The organism is Palaeococcus pacificus DY20341, from assembly GCF_000725425.1.
Lineage (GTDB): Archaea > Methanobacteriota_B > Thermococci > Thermococcales > Thermococcaceae > Palaeococcus > Palaeococcus pacificus.
Genome location: NZ_CP006019.1, coordinates 324,562 through 340,250, shown reverse-complemented (window position 1 = coordinate 340,250; position 15,689 = coordinate 324,562). Strand labels below are relative to the sequence as shown.

The window sequence follows — 15,689 nt, the reverse complement described above, 5'->3', positions numbered from 1 at the left end:
AAAGCCGAGAGAAGTTAAAATGTTTTGGCTATCTCCTCATTACAATCGAAGCATAACCTACTATTGCATCTGTGCTTCTGCTCACGTCAAAGCTCGTTGTGTAGTATAAAAGCTCTGCTTCAACAGCTTTAGCTAAGCGAGAGTAAACTATTGCAGTTGCAACTCCTCCAGGGCCGCACATCGTGTGATCCATCTCCTTAAGTTCTTTGAACATTTCTTTGTAATCCAAGTTTAGGATTTGTCTTATTATCCTGAAGTCCCACTCCTTTATCCTGCCGAGCAAATCATCCGCTCTCGCCCTAAAGGGCACATATCCGTAAACAGGGCCGTAGTGCATCATGTCCGTACTGGCTATGACAACGACATCCCTTCCCAACTCTTGAGAGGCTTCAAATATAGCTTTACCCAAATCCTCTGCAATTTCCTCATCTTGAAGCCCTAAAGTGATGGGCACTATTTTTACTTCACTTCCTGCTTTTTCTGCTATGTATTGAATGAAAGGTAATTGGACTTCAATTGAGTGTTCATACGTATGTGCCGTCTCATCTAGGTCTGCCATCTGAGAGTGTTTTGCTATTGTCTTGGCAAGTTCACTATCAACATTAATTTCCCCTAAAGGTGTTGCCCATTTTCCTTTAGGGTAAATTGCTATAGGTGAACCTAAACCCGTGTGATTTGGTCCAATTATCACGAACGTCTCAGGAAGGCCGTCTTCATAAATCGCTTTAAAAATTCTAGAGGCAGTGTAGCCGGAGAAGATATAGCCCGCGTGAGGTGAAACCCCAGCAGTTATTTTTCTCTCACTTCCAACCTCCCCCAAATCTCCAAAAAAGCTCTCAAGCATCTCTTTTAACTCTTCACCAACTGGATAAAAACTTCCCGCAACGGCTGGATACCTCATGGTCATCACCAAAAGAAATTAGCATTTGAAGTTTATAGACTTTAAGATAAAGTCAAAAATCTAAGAAGCAGAGAAAACAGAGAAAACGGGGATCATCCCCTAATAATCCTCATCTCGAAATCCTCAACTGTGACGTTAAAGTCTTCCCTGCTTTGGATTTCTCCTCTGTTGAAGAGAACTTCCCTAGCGAGTATCCAGTAGATTAAAGCTAAGGCCTTTCTACCCTTGTTGTTTGTTGGGATTGCCAAATCAACGAAGCTCAAGAGGTTCTCTGTATCAACAAGAGCAACTATTGGGATGCCTATTTCCTTGGCCTCTTTAACGGCTTGGTGGTCTGCTCTTGGATCTGTAACAATCAAAACATCTGGCTCGATGAAGTTCTTAACTTGTGGGTTTGTCATTGTTCCTGGGAGGAATCTTCCTGGGATAGACCTTGCACCTGTAACTTCACCAAACTTTTTAACGGGCTTTTGACCGTAGAGCCTAACGCTTACCGCTAAGATGCTTTCAGGGTCGAACTTAGCTAAGAACTTTCCTGCAGCCCTTAACCTCTCGTCTGTTTTCCTAACATCCAAAACGTAGAGGCCATCTTGTCTGACCCTGTATATAAAGCGCTTCATATCCTTCGTCTTTTGTTGAGTTCCTATGTGAATACCAGCTGCCAAATATTGGTCAAGTGGAACCAAATACTCTTCCATTTCTTTCACCCCTCAAATGTTATTATCCTTGCTCTTTCACCTAAATCCTCGGCAATTCTAATGAGCTCGTTCATTTTAACGAGCGAGTCTTTATTCAAGATGACCGCCGGGCTTTTAAGCCCTACGGCCAAGTGCACCAAAGCCTCATCAGCCGACTCAAAGGTGGCTTCCGCCATTATAGGCGTTATCTTCTCCGACTTAGCGTCGTTAACTATGTTGTAAACGTCGGTGAGCGTTCCAAAGTTGATTGGCTTTATGGAGAGCGCATTGTAGTAGCGCCTATCTAAAATATCCTTCGCTCTAAAGAGGTTTTCTCCATCTATGAATACCCCATGAGTTTCAGCCATAAGCTCGAGATAAACCTCCTCTTCGTCGCTCAAAGGCTTAATGTAAGCAACGTTGTTGTTTTCAACTATCCCCAAAAGCTCTTCCAATTCAAACGGTTTGAGCTGGACTAAACCCAATCCCACATCAATTCCAAGCTCTTCACTAGCCAGCTCTGATGCTTCTGATAGCTCTTCCAAAGTACATGTCTTTGCAAACTCCTCAATCTTCACTATTCCATCCAAAACGTCCCTTATTTCTGTGATATCCCTCACTACTGCCAAGTATCTAAAGTTCTCATCCCTTCCAAACTCCACCATAGGGACGGGGATTTCAGTGCTGAATGTTCCTCCAATGTAGCGGTAAAGCGGGATTCCCTTTGAGTTTGAGGCTGCTTTTGCAACTGCTATTGAGATTGCCAAAGCCGTATTTGCGCCAACGTGGCTGAAGTCTTCTGTTCCATCAATTTCCCATAGATAGCTGTCTATGAGCTCTTGATCTTGAGAATCAAAGCCTATTAGCTCGGGCCCTATAATCTCATCCACTTCGCTAACTCCTCTATATGCCTCAACCAGATAGAGCATTGGATCTGCTTCTAACGGTGAAGCAAATCTACCAAAGCCCGAAGGCGTTATGACATCTACTTCAATTGAGTATTTTCCGCCTTTGAGTATCGAAATCCTTGCAATTATGTTGTTTATCACTGTGTCCATAGCGTCACCTTCAGCTCGGTCTTATAACGGTTATTGGAATTACTCCTTTTTCAAACTCTAAGATAGCCGCATCCAAAGGGGTTATGTTCTTTGGGACGTCAATGAGGACTGGAGCACCCATGGCTATCTGCAAAGCCCTTGCCCCTATAACTCTCGCCTTTTCAAACCTCGTGTACCTAAACATTAGTCATCACCTTTGCAAATTTTGGTGGGGCCGCCGGGATTTGAACCCGGGTCTCCGGCACCCCAAGCCGAGAGGATGGACCAAGCTACCCCACGGCCCCAGCCAAGAAATGTGGTTTTTAATATATCCTGTAGTGCATCACATCGTCGATGAGTTCAACGTGACTTAGGATCATCCTTCTACAGCAGTATCTCTCTAACCCAAGGTCGTCCAAGACCTTCTCGGGGTCTTCCCCTTTCTCTACGCGCTCTTTGAATATATAATATTTGTCCCCTATGACTTTGCCACAGGTGAAGCACCTTACGGGTACTATCATGTTTACACCTTCCAAATTTTTAAATTAAACAAAGGAAAGGCTCAACGGTAACTCTTTTGCCTCTTTGCTCTTGGACCCTTTGTTGACCTGTTTGGCTTGTGTGGCTCTGTCCTTCTTGAGTCTCCAACGAGCATCGTTCTATCGTATTGCATATAAGTATCCTTCAAAGTCATGTCGTTTGTCCACTCTACTAAAGCCCTAGCTATAGCAACTCTAGCAGCCTCGGCTTGTCCCACTATTCCTCCACCTTGAACCTTGACGTCTATGTCAACCTTGTTAACGATTCCTTCACCAGCTAAGACTAATGGCTCGATGATAACAAACCTGATCATTTCAGGTTCGATTATCTCAACAGGTTTTCCGTTGATCCTAACCCTACCTTTTCCCTCTCTAATTGTAGCTCTCGCAATCGCGCTCTTCCTCTTTCCAGCAGTTTGAATAACCTTGGTCATTTATACCACCTCAGAACTTTCCACCCAAATACTTTGCTACTTCACCAACTGTAACGAACTTAGGTGTCTTGAGCCTTGATATGTGCGCTTCACTTATTGTTTCAAAGTCTTTGCCTTCGAATTCCTTTGGAACGCCAGCGTAAACCTTCAACTTTCTAAATGCCTTCCTTCCTTTGTCTGTCTTCCATGGAAGCATTCCCCTAACTGTTCTCCTAACAATCTCATCGCTCCTCTTTGGATAAAATGGACCTTTTTGTGGGTTTGAGATTGATCTGAACTCTGTTTTGCGCTTGTACTTGGCAAAAATGTACTCCCTGTTGCCAGTGATGATAGCTTTATCAGCGTTAACTATGATGATGTCCTCACCTTCAAGGAGCATCTTGGCAATCTTTGAAGCCATCCTACCCAATATGAGACCTTCAGCGTTAATAATCCTCATGGCTCATCACTCCATTATAATTACTCCACTACCTTTGGGGTTTCTCTCAATCAACTCTTCGATCTTGATGGCCTCTCCACCAGCCTCTGCTATCTTCTTCTTTGCCTCTTCGCTAAAGCTCCATGCTGCAACTATTACTTTGTGGTTAATGCTTCCTGCACCGAGCACCTTACCTGGGACAATAACAAAATCGCCCTCTTTGGTGTACCTGTTGATTTTGCTAACGTTAACTTCTGCTCTTTGCCTTCTTGGCCTCTCTAAGCGCCAGGCAACGTCTTTCCAAATATTTACGTTTTCTTCATTAGACTTTTTCTTTAAATACCTTATGAGCCTTCTCAAATTAATGTCAGTTGGGCCTGTTCTCTTCATGAACATTCCTCCATAACAGTTTTTTCATTCTCGCACCGAGGGACGGGGTGATCATGATGGTGCGGGGGACGGGATTTGAACCCGCGAACCCCTACGGGACGGGACCCTAAATCCCGCGCCTTTGGCCAGGCTCGGCAACCCCCGCGTGGCTATTCCGCTAATCTATGAAGTTCGCTTATAAATTTATCGCCTTTTCTCATGAGCAACTTTAAGGCAATGCTGATGATTTCTTCTACAGGAAGTTCGCCATTGCTCTCGACAGTAAACACAAAGGTGTTTGGAACTACCTTTTCAACTATTAGGTTGCCAATGTACTCATCGAATTCTCTTGGCAAATAAAATGCCTTTTCAGTTTTAATGATCAATTCATTTTTGTTCTCCTCAACTGGCAAACCCCTCTTCTCAGCAAGATCTTTTATCTTTTCCCAATTAGGAACTTCTTTGCTAACATGGATTTTGGTTAGGTACTTATAGTATGCCAATCCGGGTTGCCATTTTGCGTGGTCTTTTCCTCTACCAAGCCTCGCATATGCATTAAAGACGAGCCTCTGTCCTTCGGCAAGCTTAACTATAGGGATGTTTGGATTAGCGGGCTTAATATCCGGATCATCACTCTTTAAATCGCCGGAGTAAATTACTCCAGGTCCTTCAGCCTCTAAAGAGAGTGTTACCGTATAATCATCCAACTCCAAAGCATCGAGCTCAAACCTATCCGCAGGTGTGGTTAGTGGTATCAAACCTAGACGGTGGGATATCATCTCATCAAACAAAGCAGAGTTGTTTTCGTAAAACTCTACCTCATCCACCGCAAATGTTGGAACTTCGCTGATAACAGTTCTCCTTAGGGCGTTTGCAAAGGCTATATCAACGCCTTCAATTATGAAGCGAATCGCATCCTCTCTCTTTTCAAGAATTTTAATTTTCATTGCTCTCACCAAAAAAAGAAGTTGTAAAGAGAGTCAAACCCTTCTGCCTCTCCTACCGCCCTTTGGCCTTGTTCCATCGTGCGGTATTGGAGTTGCATCTTCAACTCTTCCTATCCTAAGGCCTGCTCTAGCCAAAGCTCTAATAGCTGCTTGAGCACCTGGCCCTGGAGTTTTGCTCTTGCTTCCTCCTGGTGCTCTGACTTTAATGTGAACACCTGTGATGCCTTTCTCCAAAGCCTCTTCCGCAACTCTCTTAGCAGCGACCATAGCTGCGTATGGAGAGGGTTCATCTCTATCGGCCTTGACTACCATACCACCGCTGCACTTAGCGATGGTTTCAGCACCGGTTAAATCCGTGATGTGGATTATTGTGTTGTTGTATGAGGAGTAGATGTGGGCAACTCCCCACTTCTCCTTCTTTTTAATGTTAACCTCATTACTCATTGTGCCTCACCCTTTTGAGCTTGTTCAATAACCATCCTCTCCGGGTGTTGGGAGTTAGCAAATGGGGAGTTCTTGGTGTATGTTATTGTCTCTTCCTCCTCCTTGAGCACGAGGTAGCTTGGGGATCTTATGAGCTGACCGTTCACTTCAATGTGACCGTGGACAATCAACTGCCTAGCTTGTCTTGGAGTCCTAGCCAGACCTCTCTTGAAGACAATTGTTTGAAGTCTCCTCTCTAAAATGTCCTCGATGACAAGTGAAAGAACGTCATCAAGGTGAGCGTTCTCTGGGAGGATTCCAAGCCTCTTTAATCTTTGGAGCAATTGCTCCCTCTCTACCTCAGCTTGCTTACCTCTAGCTGCGAGCAATCTTCTTGCCCTTCTTCTAAAGTTTCTAAGCTGAGTCTCGTGCTTCCAAAGCTCCTTCTTGTTCTTCAAAGCATACTTTTGCACCAATACCTTTTCTCTCTCAATTCTCTCCTTAATCCATGGGTGAGAGGGAGTCTCATACCTCTTCCTTTGCCTCTTAGGGTCTCCCATTTATACCACCTCACTTCTTCCTCCTGCTAACACCCAATGTAGCGCCGTGCCTGAAGTGTGCTTTAGTTCTTTGCCCTCTAACAGGCAATCCAAGCTCGTGTCTGATACCTCTGTATGACCTTAGTCTCCTTAGCCTGTTGAAGTCCTCTCTCCAGTACATAGCCAACTTGGCACCAATGAGGTGCAAGTTTCTTCCTGTCTCGTAGTCCTTTGGCCTGTTTACTGCCCACTCAGGAATACCGTGAGCTAGTGGGTTCTCTAAGACAGCTTCTATCTTTTTAATTGACTCCTCGTCCATGTAACCGAGTTTTTGGAATGGGTCAATACCAGCTGCTCTGCACACCATTGTTGCAAAGTTTATTCCAATACCTTTGATACCTGTTAATGCCCACCTAATTTGTTTATTTCCGTCTAAATCCGTTCCAGCGATACGCACTATGTGCCTAAAGTCTGCCATTATAAGTACACCTCCAAAGAGTTAATCCTTCAAGAGGATTTTGGCGCCGGGACGGGGATTTGAACCCCGGCGGGCAAACGCCCACGGGCTCTCAAGGCCCGCGCCATCCCAGGCTAGGCTATCCCGGCATACACTCTATACCCGCTACCCTTCGATAGCTCCCGCACATCTTTAAAGGTTTGCTCCATCAAACCCTTAATATATTTTGCGCCTTGATTTGTGCGAATGACGAGTTGAAGTAAACCTCCATCGTAGAGATGCTTGGGAGCATTTATAACTATTTCCCTCAGCACTTCTTTGCCTGCATGCACGGGAGGGTTGGTTATTATGGTGTGGAACCTCTTACCCTCAACTGGTTCGTAGAGGCTCCCCCACCTCACCTCAGCATTCTCCACGTTGTTGATTTTTAAATTTTTCTTCGCTATACTTACAGCCCTCTTATTGATGTCTACCATGACAACGCGCTTAACGAAACGTGAGGCAACAATTCCAATCACACCGTAGCCACAGCCCAAATCTAAAACTTCCCAATCCTTATCTAATATGACACTCTCAATCAAGAGCTTAGTTCCTAAATCAAGCTTTCCAAAGGAAAAAACTCCGCTCGCTGTGATAAATTTAAAGCGCTCTCCTCTAAGCACTACCTCAATGGTCTTTGTCCTTAGTGGTGTGCTTGGGCTCTCGGAGTAGTAATGACTCATGGGTTATGCTTTGGGGAAGGGGTTTAAAAAGGTTCTCAGATTATGACCGAAATGAAAGACCGGCAAATGCTCTTTTTCAATGACATTCACTCCCTAATTATACATTTGAAGTAAGATTAAACACTTGTAACGGATTTTTACCGTATTTTGTGTCTGAAATGCGTCAAAAAAGAGTGAATCCAAAATTGATGTACTTGTTCACGAAATTCCACACAAATTGGCAAGTAAAAAAAGAATGCCATTAAAGATGTAAAATGAAGGAGTTAACCCATTTCCGCCGGCGCTTGCGTCAGCAAGCAATTTGCAAGGCAAAGTTTGATCAAAGGGTAAACTTCCCAAAAAGACCAGAGCGAGTTTGCATGTCTTCTTCAAGTTGAATCTTTGAATTGGATTTCCAACTTCAAGTCCCTTTTGGAAGTTGTTTTTGCCTTTTTAACACCCAAAGGACGCTGATGAGAGTAAAATAATGTAAAAAATAGCCAAAAGAAATCCACTGAAAAACAGCTAAATTTAAAGGGACATGTAAACCTTGATCAAACTTCGCGAAGGCGAAGTTTGCTACCACATCTTTGGATACCAATCCCTAGGCATGAACACCTTCTCCACATCGACCGCTATACCCTTCTTTTCGTTGAGCATCTCGCCGCTTGTCATAATAGCTTTGCCCAACGCGACAAGCTCATCTTTGAGCGTCATTATGGCCACGAGGTCACCGCGCTTAATGCCTTTATGAAGCTTAACGATTCCGGGAACTGCTAGGTCTGCCCCATAGGTTACGGCAGCAACCGCTGAGTCCCTAATCCACACCTTGGGCAAGTGCTCAACCGCTTTCTCCATCGGTTGGATTGCTTTTCTAAAGTAATCCTCTATTCCATCGTCCTTCCAAAAGTGATAGGCATCAATCAAATCGTGAAGCGTTACGAGGGTTTCATCCTCCTTGAAGGGTCCGCTCCTCGTCCTCCTAAGCTCGGCCATGTGAGCGCCTACTCCCAATGCTAAGCCTATATGGTGGATGAGCGACCTTATGTAAGTCCCAGCCTCAACACCAACTCTAAAAAGGACATCCCTACCATCAATCTCCAAAACATCAATGTAGTAAACCTTTCTGGTTCTCAATCTCCTTTTAACAGCACTTCTCAAAGGCGGCCTCTGAATTATCTCACCTTCAAACTCGCTCATTACTTGAAGTATTTTCTCCTTCTTAACATCACCGTGAAGATGCATTAAAGCCACATACTCTTTTCCCGCTGGCAAAAGAGCTTGAACTACTCTCGTAGCATTTTCCAAAGCTGTTGGAAGGATACCGCTCACCTTAGGGTCAAGGGTTCCACCGTGGCCCGCCTTATTTAAGTTTAAAATTCTCTTAACCCACGCAACAACCTCATGGGAAGTAGGTCCCGGAGGCTTGTCCAAATTGATAACCCCATACTTTATGTGCAAATCTATTGGCCTTTCATATGGAGAAAAGCCCCACTTAGGATTCGTTTCGGCCTTATCATCTTTTATCACAATCTCTCTCTTAGTATCCGCAGGCAAAAGGTACTTTCTCTCCCTCTTTTTCTTCTTTACCATAGCTATCACCTAGCGAGCGTTATATTGGAGAGTTCACTGCGAAGCTTATAAAGGTTTAGAAATGTCAAAGCATGTAGAGGATGTCATAAGAACTCGTTGGATAGGAGTAATAGCGGTGCTTTAGGTCTTGAGCAGTTAATCCTAGTTGGATTGCTAAAGCAAATATGTTTATCACTTCATCAGCGTTGTGCCCCAACAAGTGGGCGCCTAGTATTTTTCCTGTCTCTTTTTCTATCAATATCTTGAATGCAGAGTGTTTGAGGTTTATCCTCTTAGAGGTATACCATCTCGATGTGTCCCCTTGTTTTACAGTGAAGTTTAGACTATCTCTCTTAGCATCTTCTTCTCTCAAACCAACTGAAGCCATAGGAGGTATTGTAAAAACTGCTGTAGGGATTCCCTTGTAGTTTATTTTCCTATTGTTGCCTTTTATAATGTTGCTCGTGGCTATACTTGCCTCGACAGCAGCAACAGGAGTTAAAGGTAAACCTCCCTTGGCAACATCGCCTGCAGCATAAACCCTTGGATTAGAAATGCTTTGCATGTATTCGTTCACTATAATGCCCCTACTATCGTGCTCGATATTAGCATTTTCTAAGCCAAGACCATCGATGTTTGGCACTCTCCCTGCTCCATGAACAACTAAGTCAGCTTCAAATTGTGCTTCATTTTGAGCCGTATTGACAATGAACCTGTTCCCTTTCTTCTCGACTCCCACCACGGGGGTGTTTAAAATAACTTCTATCCCCTTCTCTCTTGTCGCCTCTAAAAGTTTCTCCACCAAGTAGGGTTCAAAGTTCTTTAAAGGCCTCTCACTGCGATGGAGTATCTTAACCTTAGCACCTGCACGCGAAGCTATGTGTGCAAGCTCAAAGGAGATATATCCTCCACCAACAAAGATAATCTCTTCGGGAAGATTATCAAGCTCCAAAAACTGGTCGCTCGTTATAACATATTCTTCTCCGAGAATATTAAGCGTTCTCGGCCTTGCTCCCGTTGCAATTAAAAAGAACCTCGCTTCAAGCTTTTCCCCATCTACTTCAAGAGTTCTTTCATCTAAAAAGCGCGCATGAGCATGAAAAGTCTCTATGCCTGCCTTCTCAAAGCCTTGTTCAATCCTTTTTGACATCTCCTCAGTAAATTTCCTCTTAAACTTCATTAGTTCCTTCCAGTCTATTTTTATTTCTCCGTCTATTCCATTTCCTTTCATTCTCCTTGCCCAATCCACAAGCTCAGCCGCACCGACCAAAATCTTCTTTGGATCGCAGCCCCTTAATGCACAGGTACCTCCAAAAGGGCGCTCATCGACTACAGCAACATTCAAACCTGCCTGCTTAGCCTTGTGAGCGGCTAAAGTCCCAGCCACACCACTCCCAATTACGACTAAATCAAAATATCTCACCACAGTTAATCCCTCATTCATCTATTATTTCCACTCCTTTCCAAAAAGCCACGTAGCCTTTTATGTGCTTTGCAGCATCTTTAGGTTCAGGATAATACCAAGCAGCATCTTTATTCACCTTGCCATTAACGACAATATCATAATAGCTCGCTTCCCCTTTCCAAGGGCATGTTGAATGAATATCGCTTTCCTTGAGGTATTTTTTATTCACTGAGTCAGGTGGGAAATAAACGTTTCCTTCCAAAAGGATGAGTCTCTTTTTCTCAACTTCTGCAAGAACAGCTCCATTCCAAACTGCTTTAACCATAAAACTCATCCCCAAATGCTCTATACAAATTACGCATTGAAAAGCTAAATAGTTATTGATTTTCAAAATGAAAAGTGAAATCCAAAAAAGTTTGCATTATTTAAATAAAATTCAGGGATAGAATAAGGGGCTAAGCCCCTCACCGCAAGCGTGCGCTTATTTAAAGAGTTCATTCAAGTGTTATGCCGGCAGCTTCAAGGGCTTGCTTAACTTCCTCGTCGCTGGCTCCCCTTTGAATGTCAATCTTTTCGGGGAGTGGCTCGATGTGCTTGATGTTCATCCTTCTCCTCTTAACACCGTTCCCAGCGCCTGTAACGAGGACGAAGTTCCTGTCTATAACGTCAACGACGACGACTTTCTTACCAGCCCTTCTACCTGCAAGGATAACACCAATCCTTCCAACATCCATAGCTACCATTCATTCCACCTCCTTAGTTTTTCCCGCTCCCGAGTCACCTTCGGGAGCAAGGTGGTCGATGGCTGCCTTCACAATAGCGAAGACGCCATCAGGCTTCCATTTTGAAGTGTTTATGACCAAATCATAAATTGAAAGGTCATCTATGTCGATACTATAGAGGTTTAAATATCTTTTCCTATTCTGCTTCTCCCTCTCGACAGTCTCCATGAAGGCAATATCGTAGGGCTTCTTTTCCCTACGGGCAACACGCTCAACCCTTACTCTCAAGGGAGCGTCGAGCCAAATCTTTAAGTCAGCGTCTTTAACCATCCATCCAGCCAAACGACCCTCAATAATAACGTTCCCCTCTTTTGCAGCTTCGATTTGTCTCCTGTCCACTTCCCTATCCACTTCGGGATGGAGCTCTGCATACTCTTGAAATTCGTTTAGAGTCATGCCCATTTCTTGGGCCATTTGGCGGAATATCAAACCCGCATAGATATGCTTAAAGCCATAGTGCTTCGCTATATTTTTGCACAGGGTAGTTGTCCCACTACCTGCCAAGCCGCTCACTGTTATTACTAGTCCTCTCTTTGTCATTTTCATCCGCCAAGATGATTTTTTCAGAGGGCAATTTGAGCTCTAACTTGGGCTTTCATGACCTTCCTCATGCAGCTTGGGCAGAGGTGTGGCATTGGTCTCTCCGGCCTCTTTTGGGTCTTTGCAAGCTTCCTAATCTCGCTTGGCCTTCCCCTTGGAACACCGTTCAATGGCCTTCCGCACATTGCACAGTGGGCTATCTTTGGCTTCTTCCTCTCAAAGTGTATGGTCACCCTTCCTCCAGGTGTCCTAACGTACTTTCTTCTCCATGACCTTGATCTATACATTGGTTTCATTCACAACACCTCCTGCTAAGCTTTGTTTTGCCAATGGCTTTTTAAATTTTAGCTTTAGCTCATGCCATGTCAAGTATCTTCCTCAATATCGAACCAACTATGTATGTGGTTAGGAAATACCAGCCAAGGAATCCCAACTCGTTTGCTTGGAGAGATGAGTGGTACATTCCGTGGAACCAGTCAACAAGGAAGAAGTTAAAGGGTATTTTAACTATTGCGGTCTCAACGTAATACCTCGCAAGCCATCCATAGAAGATTATGAACATTGGAAAACTTATGAGCATTGGCTTGAACATTGAATCCTTCATAACCTCGTTTTGAAGCTTTAACATCTCTATCTGCTTTTGTTGGAGCTTCTTCATCTTCTTCTCATCTTTATTTTTTTGAGCCTCTTTCCATTCCTTTTGGAACTGCTTGTTCATTTCTTGGAGCTTCTTCATCTTCTCCTGATCAACAAATTTGCGGTTTACCAAAGTGTAGAACACACCCATTATCGCTCCAAATATTGTAGCCACCCATATGGGTTGAAGACTTAAAATGATGCCTCCAAATGCGGCATCAAGTGCATTATGGATTACTTCAATCATTTTCCCTCACCGCCAGATCGAGTATTTTAACCAACTCTTCAACAGCTTCTTCTAAACCTTTATCCTCATGATTCTCAATGATTTTTATTAAAGCGTTTGAGTACATTGCATAAACAATTGCAGCCGCCCTATTTAAATCTTGGTGTCTCTTTATCTGCTCTTCAGTCTCAACATCCCTGTCTCTCTTTAAGTCTCTAAGTCTCCTTCCAAGAATTTCACTCGGAAATGCTTCTATTATAACGACAAAGTTTGGACTTATTGTTTCTATGACATCTCTTGGGAGACCTAACAGATATCCAAGGGGAGTTTTAATCGTACAGTGAGTATCCAGTAAAATCGGTTCCCTCTTCGCTAGATCCGCTATCTTTTGTGCTGCCTTTAGCTGGAGCTTTTTTTGGGTTTGTAAGCTGAGTTTTCTCATCTCATCCCTATGCCTGACTAAGCCTATTCTCACAGCCTCCTCGAACATCAGGTCTCCAAAGTTTAGTAACCTAAACTTTGCCCTCGTCCTCTTTAGGGCAAGCCTTGTTATTGTACTCTTCCCAACTCCAGGAATACCAGTGATAACGACTACAAATGGCATTAAACTCACCTAAGAGCAGTCATTGAAAATGACTATATTTTACACTTGTCAACAGATTTGAAGAAAGCATGCTTTTAAAAGTTTTCTATCAAAAGTTGGGAAAACAAGAGAAAAAGAAAAGCCGTCACTGGAAGAGTTTACGTAGCATTGGGAACATTTCGCTTACTTGTTCTCTTGCTATTTCCTCGTAGAACCTATAGAGGATACCTACCGTCAGCAATATACCTGTTCCCGTACCTAAAGCACCGAGTAGGTCTGCAAGTACTGCAATCGATGCAACAGCGAAAGAGCCCATTACTGTGACGTATGGGATGTACTTGTTCAAGACACGTTCAAGGATTCTCGGGTCTCTTCTAAATCCAGGTATTTGCATTCCAGCTCTCTGGAGTTGCCTTGCTATGCTCTTAGCATCTAAGCCTGTAAGCTCAACCCAAAGCCATCCAAAGAGCAGGCTGAAGCCTATGGTCATTAGTGCATATCCAAATAAGTGCGACCAGCTTGCTATGCTGAAGATATCCCTTGGTGGTCTCGTAAACATGATGAATCCACTAACAGGAGCCCCTGTATTTGGATCAAACGTTCCAAGCCATGGGTGCCCAATTCTTACTAACAACCTAGCCCAAAGTTGGAAGTTTGCATAGAGGGCGAATGTCAAGATGATTGGTATGTTCGAAACGTAAAGGAATCTAATTGGATACCTTCCTCTCACTGTAACTCTTCCATAGCTCAACGGTATCTCTACACGCATGCTCTCGAGATAGACGACTATTACAAATACTATGAGCGTCGCCAACACGTTCCATATAGCTGGCAAGCTGCCCCTATAAAATGCTCCTCTAATGTCGCCGTTCATTAGGTACTGGAAGAACGCTGGTATGGCACCTATGAATGCCTCCTCTTGGGTTCCTGGAAGGAAGTAGCCTGGTGCTCTTAATGGGTTGAAAGTTTGGGTAATCACTTGCTGTGAGACTCCGGCAGCGATGAAGAGACTTATACCACTGCCTATTCCCCACTTGCTCACAAGTTCGTCCATTATCATGAGCATTATCCCACCGAAGGCTAATTGGAAGAGCAACAATATCGCTATGCTCATGGATATATCGACGCCTACTTTACCGAATGCTCCTGCGAAGACGTAAATAGCAGCCTCAAAGAAGCACATGAATACGGCGAACACTTTTTGGAGTGCTTGATAAAATCTTCTATCATCTGGATTTGAAAGATCCAAGTTCACAATCTCAGAACCGACCAACAATTGCATAATGATACCAGCGGTGACAATTGGACCTATACCCAATGTTAGAATTGAACCGCTTCTACCAGCCAAGACAACCCTCAAGGATTCAAAGTAGTCTTGTATTTGTGCTGGCAATCCAAAAAGAGGTATCTCTGCCAATATGAAGTATAGCAACAAAACAACTCCGGTCCATGCAAGCTTTTCCTTTAAAGGTACGTGCCTTTTAGGCCTATCAATTTCTGGAAACGCCCTCTCGATGGCATAGATTATATCCCTTGCACCCATAGGTTACACCTCAAAAATTGTTGAAAAAGGAAATCAAGTGAGGAGAGCCTCTCCCCCAGCGGCTTCAATTCTCTCTTGAGCCTTAGGGGAGAAGGCTTTTGCCTTCACAACTAAAGGCTTTGTGAGCTTTCCAGTTCCCAAAACCTTGTCGGCAAATTGGGTTGTGTCAACAATTATCTTTCCTTCTTCCTCGTATGCGATGCCCATTTGCATGAGCTCATCTAAGTGCTCGTCAATGAACTTTAAGTTAACAGCTATGACTTCCCTTTGAACGGCCTTTGGCCTGTGGAAGCCGTGCTTTCCGAGGTGGTCTGGCATGTACTTGATGACCCAAGTCCACTTGGCTTTGCTTCTCTTACCAGTTCCAGCCATACCTCTACCGCCCTTGTGACCGCCGCCGCGGTGCTTCTTCTTACATCCCCATCCGTGAGTGTGAGAGCCTCTAAGCTTCCTCACCTTTTTCTTTTTCCTGATCATCTTTAGCACCTCACAACATTCTCTCTATAAGCTCATTAATCTTCTCGCCTCTATAACCCAAGGCTCCGCCGTCCTTGAATGGCCTCTTTATTGTCTTGTGGCCTCCCCTTGGTGGGTGGAGTCTAAAGACAGGCTTTAAGCCTTCGAGGTCTTTTAAGCTCTTCTCACCGTTGATGACTGCTTGGGCAAACTCTTCAATGCTCATGCCGAGCTTCTCTTGAACATATTCTTCTGTAAGCTTCTTGTTGCCTGTGAGTCTTCCCCTCTTTTTGAGGAGCTTTGCGAGGGTTTCAGCATCGATTTCTCCCCAAGTGATGTAGTCCTTAGCCTTTTGTATCATGCCCTTGTATGATGGTGTGTCGTCAATTATGACCAGGTGGTTAACTTTGTGGAGCCTAAGCATTGCGAGAGTGTCCTTCACTTCTCTTCTAACGCCAACTCTTCCCCTAACTCTAATTATAGCCATCTTTGCCATCTTTGCTC

Annotated in this window: 24 protein-coding genes and 3 tRNA genes; all 27 read right to left on the bottom strand. The window is 44.0% G+C overall.

Translation table 11 applies throughout. The features are described from left to right. Nucleotides 1-28 precede the first annotated feature (28 nt). The gene (locus PAP_RS01940) at nt 29-907 is read right to left on the bottom strand and encodes an MEMO1 family protein (protein ID WP_048164398.1); all 879 of its coding nucleotides are present in this window, start codon (nt 905-907) and stop codon (nt 29-31) included. A gap of 86 nt (nt 908-993) precedes the next feature. After that, on the bottom strand, nt 994-1,599 hold the full coding sequence (gene rpsB, locus PAP_RS01935; RefSeq protein ID WP_048164396.1) for a 30S ribosomal protein S2: 606 nt from the start codon (nt 1,597-1,599) through the stop codon (nt 994-996). Nucleotides 1,600-1,604: 5 nt separating this feature from the next. Beyond that, entirely contained in the window at nt 1,605-2,636 is a 1,032-nt protein-coding gene (locus PAP_RS01930) for a hypothetical protein (RefSeq protein ID WP_048164395.1), read from the bottom strand. A gap of 10 nt (nt 2,637-2,646) precedes the next feature. Then, entirely contained in the window at nt 2,647-2,820 is a 174-nt protein-coding gene (locus PAP_RS01925; protein WP_048164394.1) for a DNA-directed RNA polymerase subunit K, read from the bottom strand. A 22-nt stretch (nt 2,821-2,842) separates the two neighbouring features. Then, nucleotides 2,843-2,920: transfer RNA gene (locus tag PAP_RS01920), tRNA-Pro, on the bottom strand. 18 nt (nt 2,921-2,938) lie between these two features. Next, the gene (locus PAP_RS01915; RefSeq protein WP_048164392.1) at nt 2,939-3,136 is read right to left on the bottom strand and encodes a DNA-directed RNA polymerase subunit N; all 198 of its coding nucleotides are present in this window, start codon (nt 3,134-3,136) and stop codon (nt 2,939-2,941) included. Between the two features lie 41 nt (nt 3,137-3,177). Continuing rightward, nucleotides 3,178-3,588 (bottom strand): 30S ribosomal protein S9, encoded by a 411-nt coding sequence (locus PAP_RS01910; RefSeq protein ID WP_048164391.1) that lies wholly within the window; start codon nt 3,586-3,588, stop codon nt 3,178-3,180. Between the two features lie 10 nt (nt 3,589-3,598). Further along, entirely contained in the window at nt 3,599-4,027 is a 429-nt protein-coding gene (locus PAP_RS01905) for a 50S ribosomal protein L13 (RefSeq protein WP_048164389.1), read from the bottom strand. A gap of 6 nt (nt 4,028-4,033) precedes the next feature. After that, nucleotides 4,034-4,396 (bottom strand): 50S ribosomal protein L18e, encoded by a 363-nt coding sequence (locus tag PAP_RS01900; RefSeq protein WP_048164387.1) that lies wholly within the window; start codon nt 4,394-4,396, stop codon nt 4,034-4,036. Between the two features lie 57 nt (nt 4,397-4,453). After that, nucleotides 4,454-4,541 (bottom strand) — tRNA-Leu (locus PAP_RS01895). 4 nt (nt 4,542-4,545) lie between these two features. After that, complete coding sequence (locus PAP_RS01890; protein WP_201769540.1) at nt 4,546-5,331, bottom strand: DNA-directed RNA polymerase subunit D; 786 nt, start codon at nt 5,329-5,331, stop codon at nt 4,546-4,548. Nucleotides 5,332-5,355: 24 nt separating this feature from the next. After that, nucleotides 5,356-5,766 carry a 30S ribosomal protein S11 gene (locus tag PAP_RS01885; RefSeq protein ID WP_048164384.1) on the bottom strand — a complete coding sequence of 137 codons (411 nt, stop codon included), beginning with the start codon at nt 5,764-5,766 and terminating at the stop codon, nt 5,356-5,358. Then, on the bottom strand, nt 5,763-6,305 hold the full coding sequence (locus PAP_RS01880) for a 30S ribosomal protein S4 (protein ID WP_048164383.1): 543 nt from the start codon (nt 6,303-6,305) through the stop codon (nt 5,763-5,765). The genes PAP_RS01885 and PAP_RS01880 overlap by 4 nt, the downstream gene beginning before the upstream one ends. Nucleotides 6,306-6,315: 10 nt before the next feature. Further along, nucleotides 6,316-6,762 (bottom strand): 30S ribosomal protein S13, encoded by a 447-nt coding sequence (locus tag PAP_RS01875; RefSeq protein WP_048164382.1) that lies wholly within the window; start codon nt 6,760-6,762, stop codon nt 6,316-6,318. Between the two features lie 41 nt (nt 6,763-6,803). Beyond that, nucleotides 6,804-6,890, bottom strand: a tRNA-Ser gene (locus tag PAP_RS01870). After that, nucleotides 6,876-7,463, bottom strand: coding sequence for a class I SAM-dependent methyltransferase (locus PAP_RS10165; protein WP_084177521.1), 588 nt, complete (start codon nt 7,461-7,463; stop codon nt 6,876-6,878). The genes PAP_RS01870 and PAP_RS10165 overlap by 15 nt, the downstream gene beginning before the upstream one ends. Nucleotides 7,464-8,021: 558 nt before the next feature. Next, the gene (locus PAP_RS01865) at nt 8,022-9,035 is read right to left on the bottom strand and encodes an RNA-guided pseudouridylation complex pseudouridine synthase subunit Cbf5 (protein ID WP_048164380.1); all 1,014 of its coding nucleotides are present in this window, start codon (nt 9,033-9,035) and stop codon (nt 8,022-8,024) included. Nucleotides 9,036-9,099: 64 nt separating this feature from the next. Beyond that, nucleotides 9,100-10,440 (bottom strand): dihydrolipoyl dehydrogenase family protein, encoded by a 1,341-nt coding sequence (locus PAP_RS01860; protein ID WP_048165899.1) that lies wholly within the window; start codon nt 10,438-10,440, stop codon nt 9,100-9,102. A 10-nt stretch (nt 10,441-10,450) separates the two neighbouring features. Next, nucleotides 10,451-10,753: a DUF427 domain-containing protein gene (locus tag PAP_RS01855; RefSeq protein ID WP_236627000.1), complete on the bottom strand. Its 303-nt coding sequence runs from the start codon at nt 10,751-10,753 to the stop codon at nt 10,451-10,453. 160 nt (nt 10,754-10,913) lie between these two features. Next, entirely contained in the window at nt 10,914-11,162 is a 249-nt protein-coding gene (locus PAP_RS01850) for a 50S ribosomal protein L14e (RefSeq protein WP_048164377.1), read from the bottom strand. Next, nucleotides 11,163-11,741 carry a (d)CMP kinase gene (gene cmk, locus PAP_RS01845; protein WP_048164375.1) on the bottom strand — a complete coding sequence of 193 codons (579 nt, stop codon included), beginning with the start codon at nt 11,739-11,741 and terminating at the stop codon, nt 11,163-11,165. Between the two features lie 23 nt (nt 11,742-11,764). Then, nucleotides 11,765-12,037 carry a 50S ribosomal protein L34e gene (locus tag PAP_RS01840; RefSeq protein ID WP_048164374.1) on the bottom strand — a complete coding sequence of 91 codons (273 nt, stop codon included), beginning with the start codon at nt 12,035-12,037 and terminating at the stop codon, nt 11,765-11,767. Nucleotides 12,038-12,096: 59 nt separating this feature from the next. Then, nucleotides 12,097-12,624: an EMC3/TMCO1 family protein gene (locus tag PAP_RS01835; protein WP_048164372.1), complete on the bottom strand. Its 528-nt coding sequence runs from the start codon at nt 12,622-12,624 to the stop codon at nt 12,097-12,099. Beyond that, nucleotides 12,617-13,207, bottom strand: coding sequence for an adenylate kinase (locus PAP_RS01830; protein ID WP_048164370.1), 591 nt, complete (start codon nt 13,205-13,207; stop codon nt 12,617-12,619). The genes PAP_RS01835 and PAP_RS01830 overlap by 8 nt, the downstream gene beginning before the upstream one ends. Before the next feature lie 124 nt (nt 13,208-13,331). Continuing rightward, nucleotides 13,332-14,729 (bottom strand): preprotein translocase subunit SecY, encoded by a 1,398-nt coding sequence (gene secY, locus PAP_RS01825; RefSeq protein ID WP_048164369.1) that lies wholly within the window; start codon nt 14,727-14,729, stop codon nt 13,332-13,334. A gap of 33 nt (nt 14,730-14,762) precedes the next feature. Next, nucleotides 14,763-15,206: an uL15m family ribosomal protein gene (locus PAP_RS01820; RefSeq protein WP_048164367.1), complete on the bottom strand. Its 444-nt coding sequence runs from the start codon at nt 15,204-15,206 to the stop codon at nt 14,763-14,765. A gap of 10 nt (nt 15,207-15,216) precedes the next feature. Beyond that, nucleotides 15,217-15,681, bottom strand: coding sequence for a 50S ribosomal protein L30 (locus PAP_RS01815; RefSeq protein ID WP_048164365.1), 465 nt, complete (start codon nt 15,679-15,681; stop codon nt 15,217-15,219). Nucleotides 15,682-15,689: the final 8 nt, after the last annotated feature.

What these genes read in the sequence shown, in the direction of transcription:
- PAP_RS01940 (WP_048164398.1), bottom strand. Translation starts at nt 907, where the DNA reads ATGACCATGAGGTATCCAGCCGTTGCGGGAAGTTTTTATCCAGTTGGT.
- rpsB (WP_048164396.1), bottom strand. Translation starts at nt 1,599, where the DNA reads ATGGAAGAGTATTTGGTTCCACTTGACCAATATTTGGCAGCTGGTATT.
- PAP_RS01930 (WP_048164395.1), bottom strand. Translation starts at nt 2,636, where the DNA reads ATGGACACAGTGATAAACAACATAATTGCAAGGATTTCGATACTCAAA.
- PAP_RS01925 (WP_048164394.1), bottom strand. Translation starts at nt 2,820, where the DNA reads ATGTTTAGGTACACGAGGTTTGAAAAGGCGAGAGTTATAGGGGCAAGG.
- PAP_RS01915 (WP_048164392.1), bottom strand. Translation starts at nt 3,136, where the DNA reads ATGATAGTACCCGTAAGGTGCTTCACCTGTGGCAAAGTCATAGGGGAC.
- PAP_RS01910 (WP_048164391.1), bottom strand. Translation starts at nt 3,588, where the DNA reads ATGACCAAGGTTATTCAAACTGCTGGAAAGAGGAAGAGCGCGATTGCG.
- PAP_RS01905 (WP_048164389.1), bottom strand. Translation starts at nt 4,027, where the DNA reads ATGAGGATTATTAACGCTGAAGGTCTCATATTGGGTAGGATGGCTTCA.
- PAP_RS01900 (WP_048164387.1), bottom strand. Translation starts at nt 4,396, where the DNA reads ATGAAGAGAACAGGCCCAACTGACATTAATTTGAGAAGGCTCATAAGG.
- PAP_RS01885 (WP_048164384.1), bottom strand. Translation starts at nt 5,766, where the DNA reads ATGAGTAATGAGGTTAACATTAAAAAGAAGGAGAAGTGGGGAGTTGCC.
- PAP_RS01880 (WP_048164383.1), bottom strand. Translation starts at nt 6,305, where the DNA reads ATGGGAGACCCTAAGAGGCAAAGGAAGAGGTATGAGACTCCCTCTCAC.
- PAP_RS01875 (WP_048164382.1), bottom strand. Translation starts at nt 6,762, where the DNA reads ATGGCAGACTTTAGGCACATAGTGCGTATCGCTGGAACGGATTTAGAC.
- PAP_RS10165 (WP_084177521.1), bottom strand. Translation starts at nt 7,463, where the DNA reads ATGAGTCATTACTACTCCGAGAGCCCAAGCACACCACTAAGGACAAAG.
- PAP_RS01865 (WP_048164380.1), bottom strand. Translation starts at nt 9,035, where the DNA reads ATGGTAAAGAAGAAAAAGAGGGAGAGAAAGTACCTTTTGCCTGCGGAT.
- PAP_RS01855 (WP_236627000.1), bottom strand. Translation starts at nt 10,753, where the DNA reads ATGAGTTTTATGGTTAAAGCAGTTTGGAATGGAGCTGTTCTTGCAGAA.
- PAP_RS01850 (WP_048164377.1), bottom strand. Translation starts at nt 11,162, where the DNA reads ATGGTAGCTATGGATGTTGGAAGGATTGGTGTTATCCTTGCAGGTAGA.
- cmk (WP_048164375.1), bottom strand. Translation starts at nt 11,741, where the DNA reads ATGACAAAGAGAGGACTAGTAATAACAGTGAGCGGCTTGGCAGGTAGT.
- PAP_RS01840 (WP_048164374.1), bottom strand. Translation starts at nt 12,037, where the DNA reads ATGAAACCAATGTATAGATCAAGGTCATGGAGAAGAAAGTACGTTAGG.
- PAP_RS01835 (WP_048164372.1), bottom strand. Translation starts at nt 12,624, where the DNA reads ATGATTGAAGTAATCCATAATGCACTTGATGCCGCATTTGGAGGCATC.
- PAP_RS01830 (WP_048164370.1), bottom strand. Translation starts at nt 13,207, where the DNA reads ATGCCATTTGTAGTCGTTATCACTGGTATTCCTGGAGTTGGGAAGAGT.
- secY (WP_048164369.1), bottom strand. Translation starts at nt 14,729, where the DNA reads ATGGGTGCAAGGGATATAATCTATGCCATCGAGAGGGCGTTTCCAGAA.
- PAP_RS01820 (WP_048164367.1), bottom strand. Translation starts at nt 15,206, where the DNA reads ATGATCAGGAAAAAGAAAAAGGTGAGGAAGCTTAGAGGCTCTCACACT.
- PAP_RS01815 (WP_048164365.1), bottom strand. Translation starts at nt 15,681, where the DNA reads ATGGCAAAGATGGCTATAATTAGAGTTAGGGGAAGAGTTGGCGTTAGA.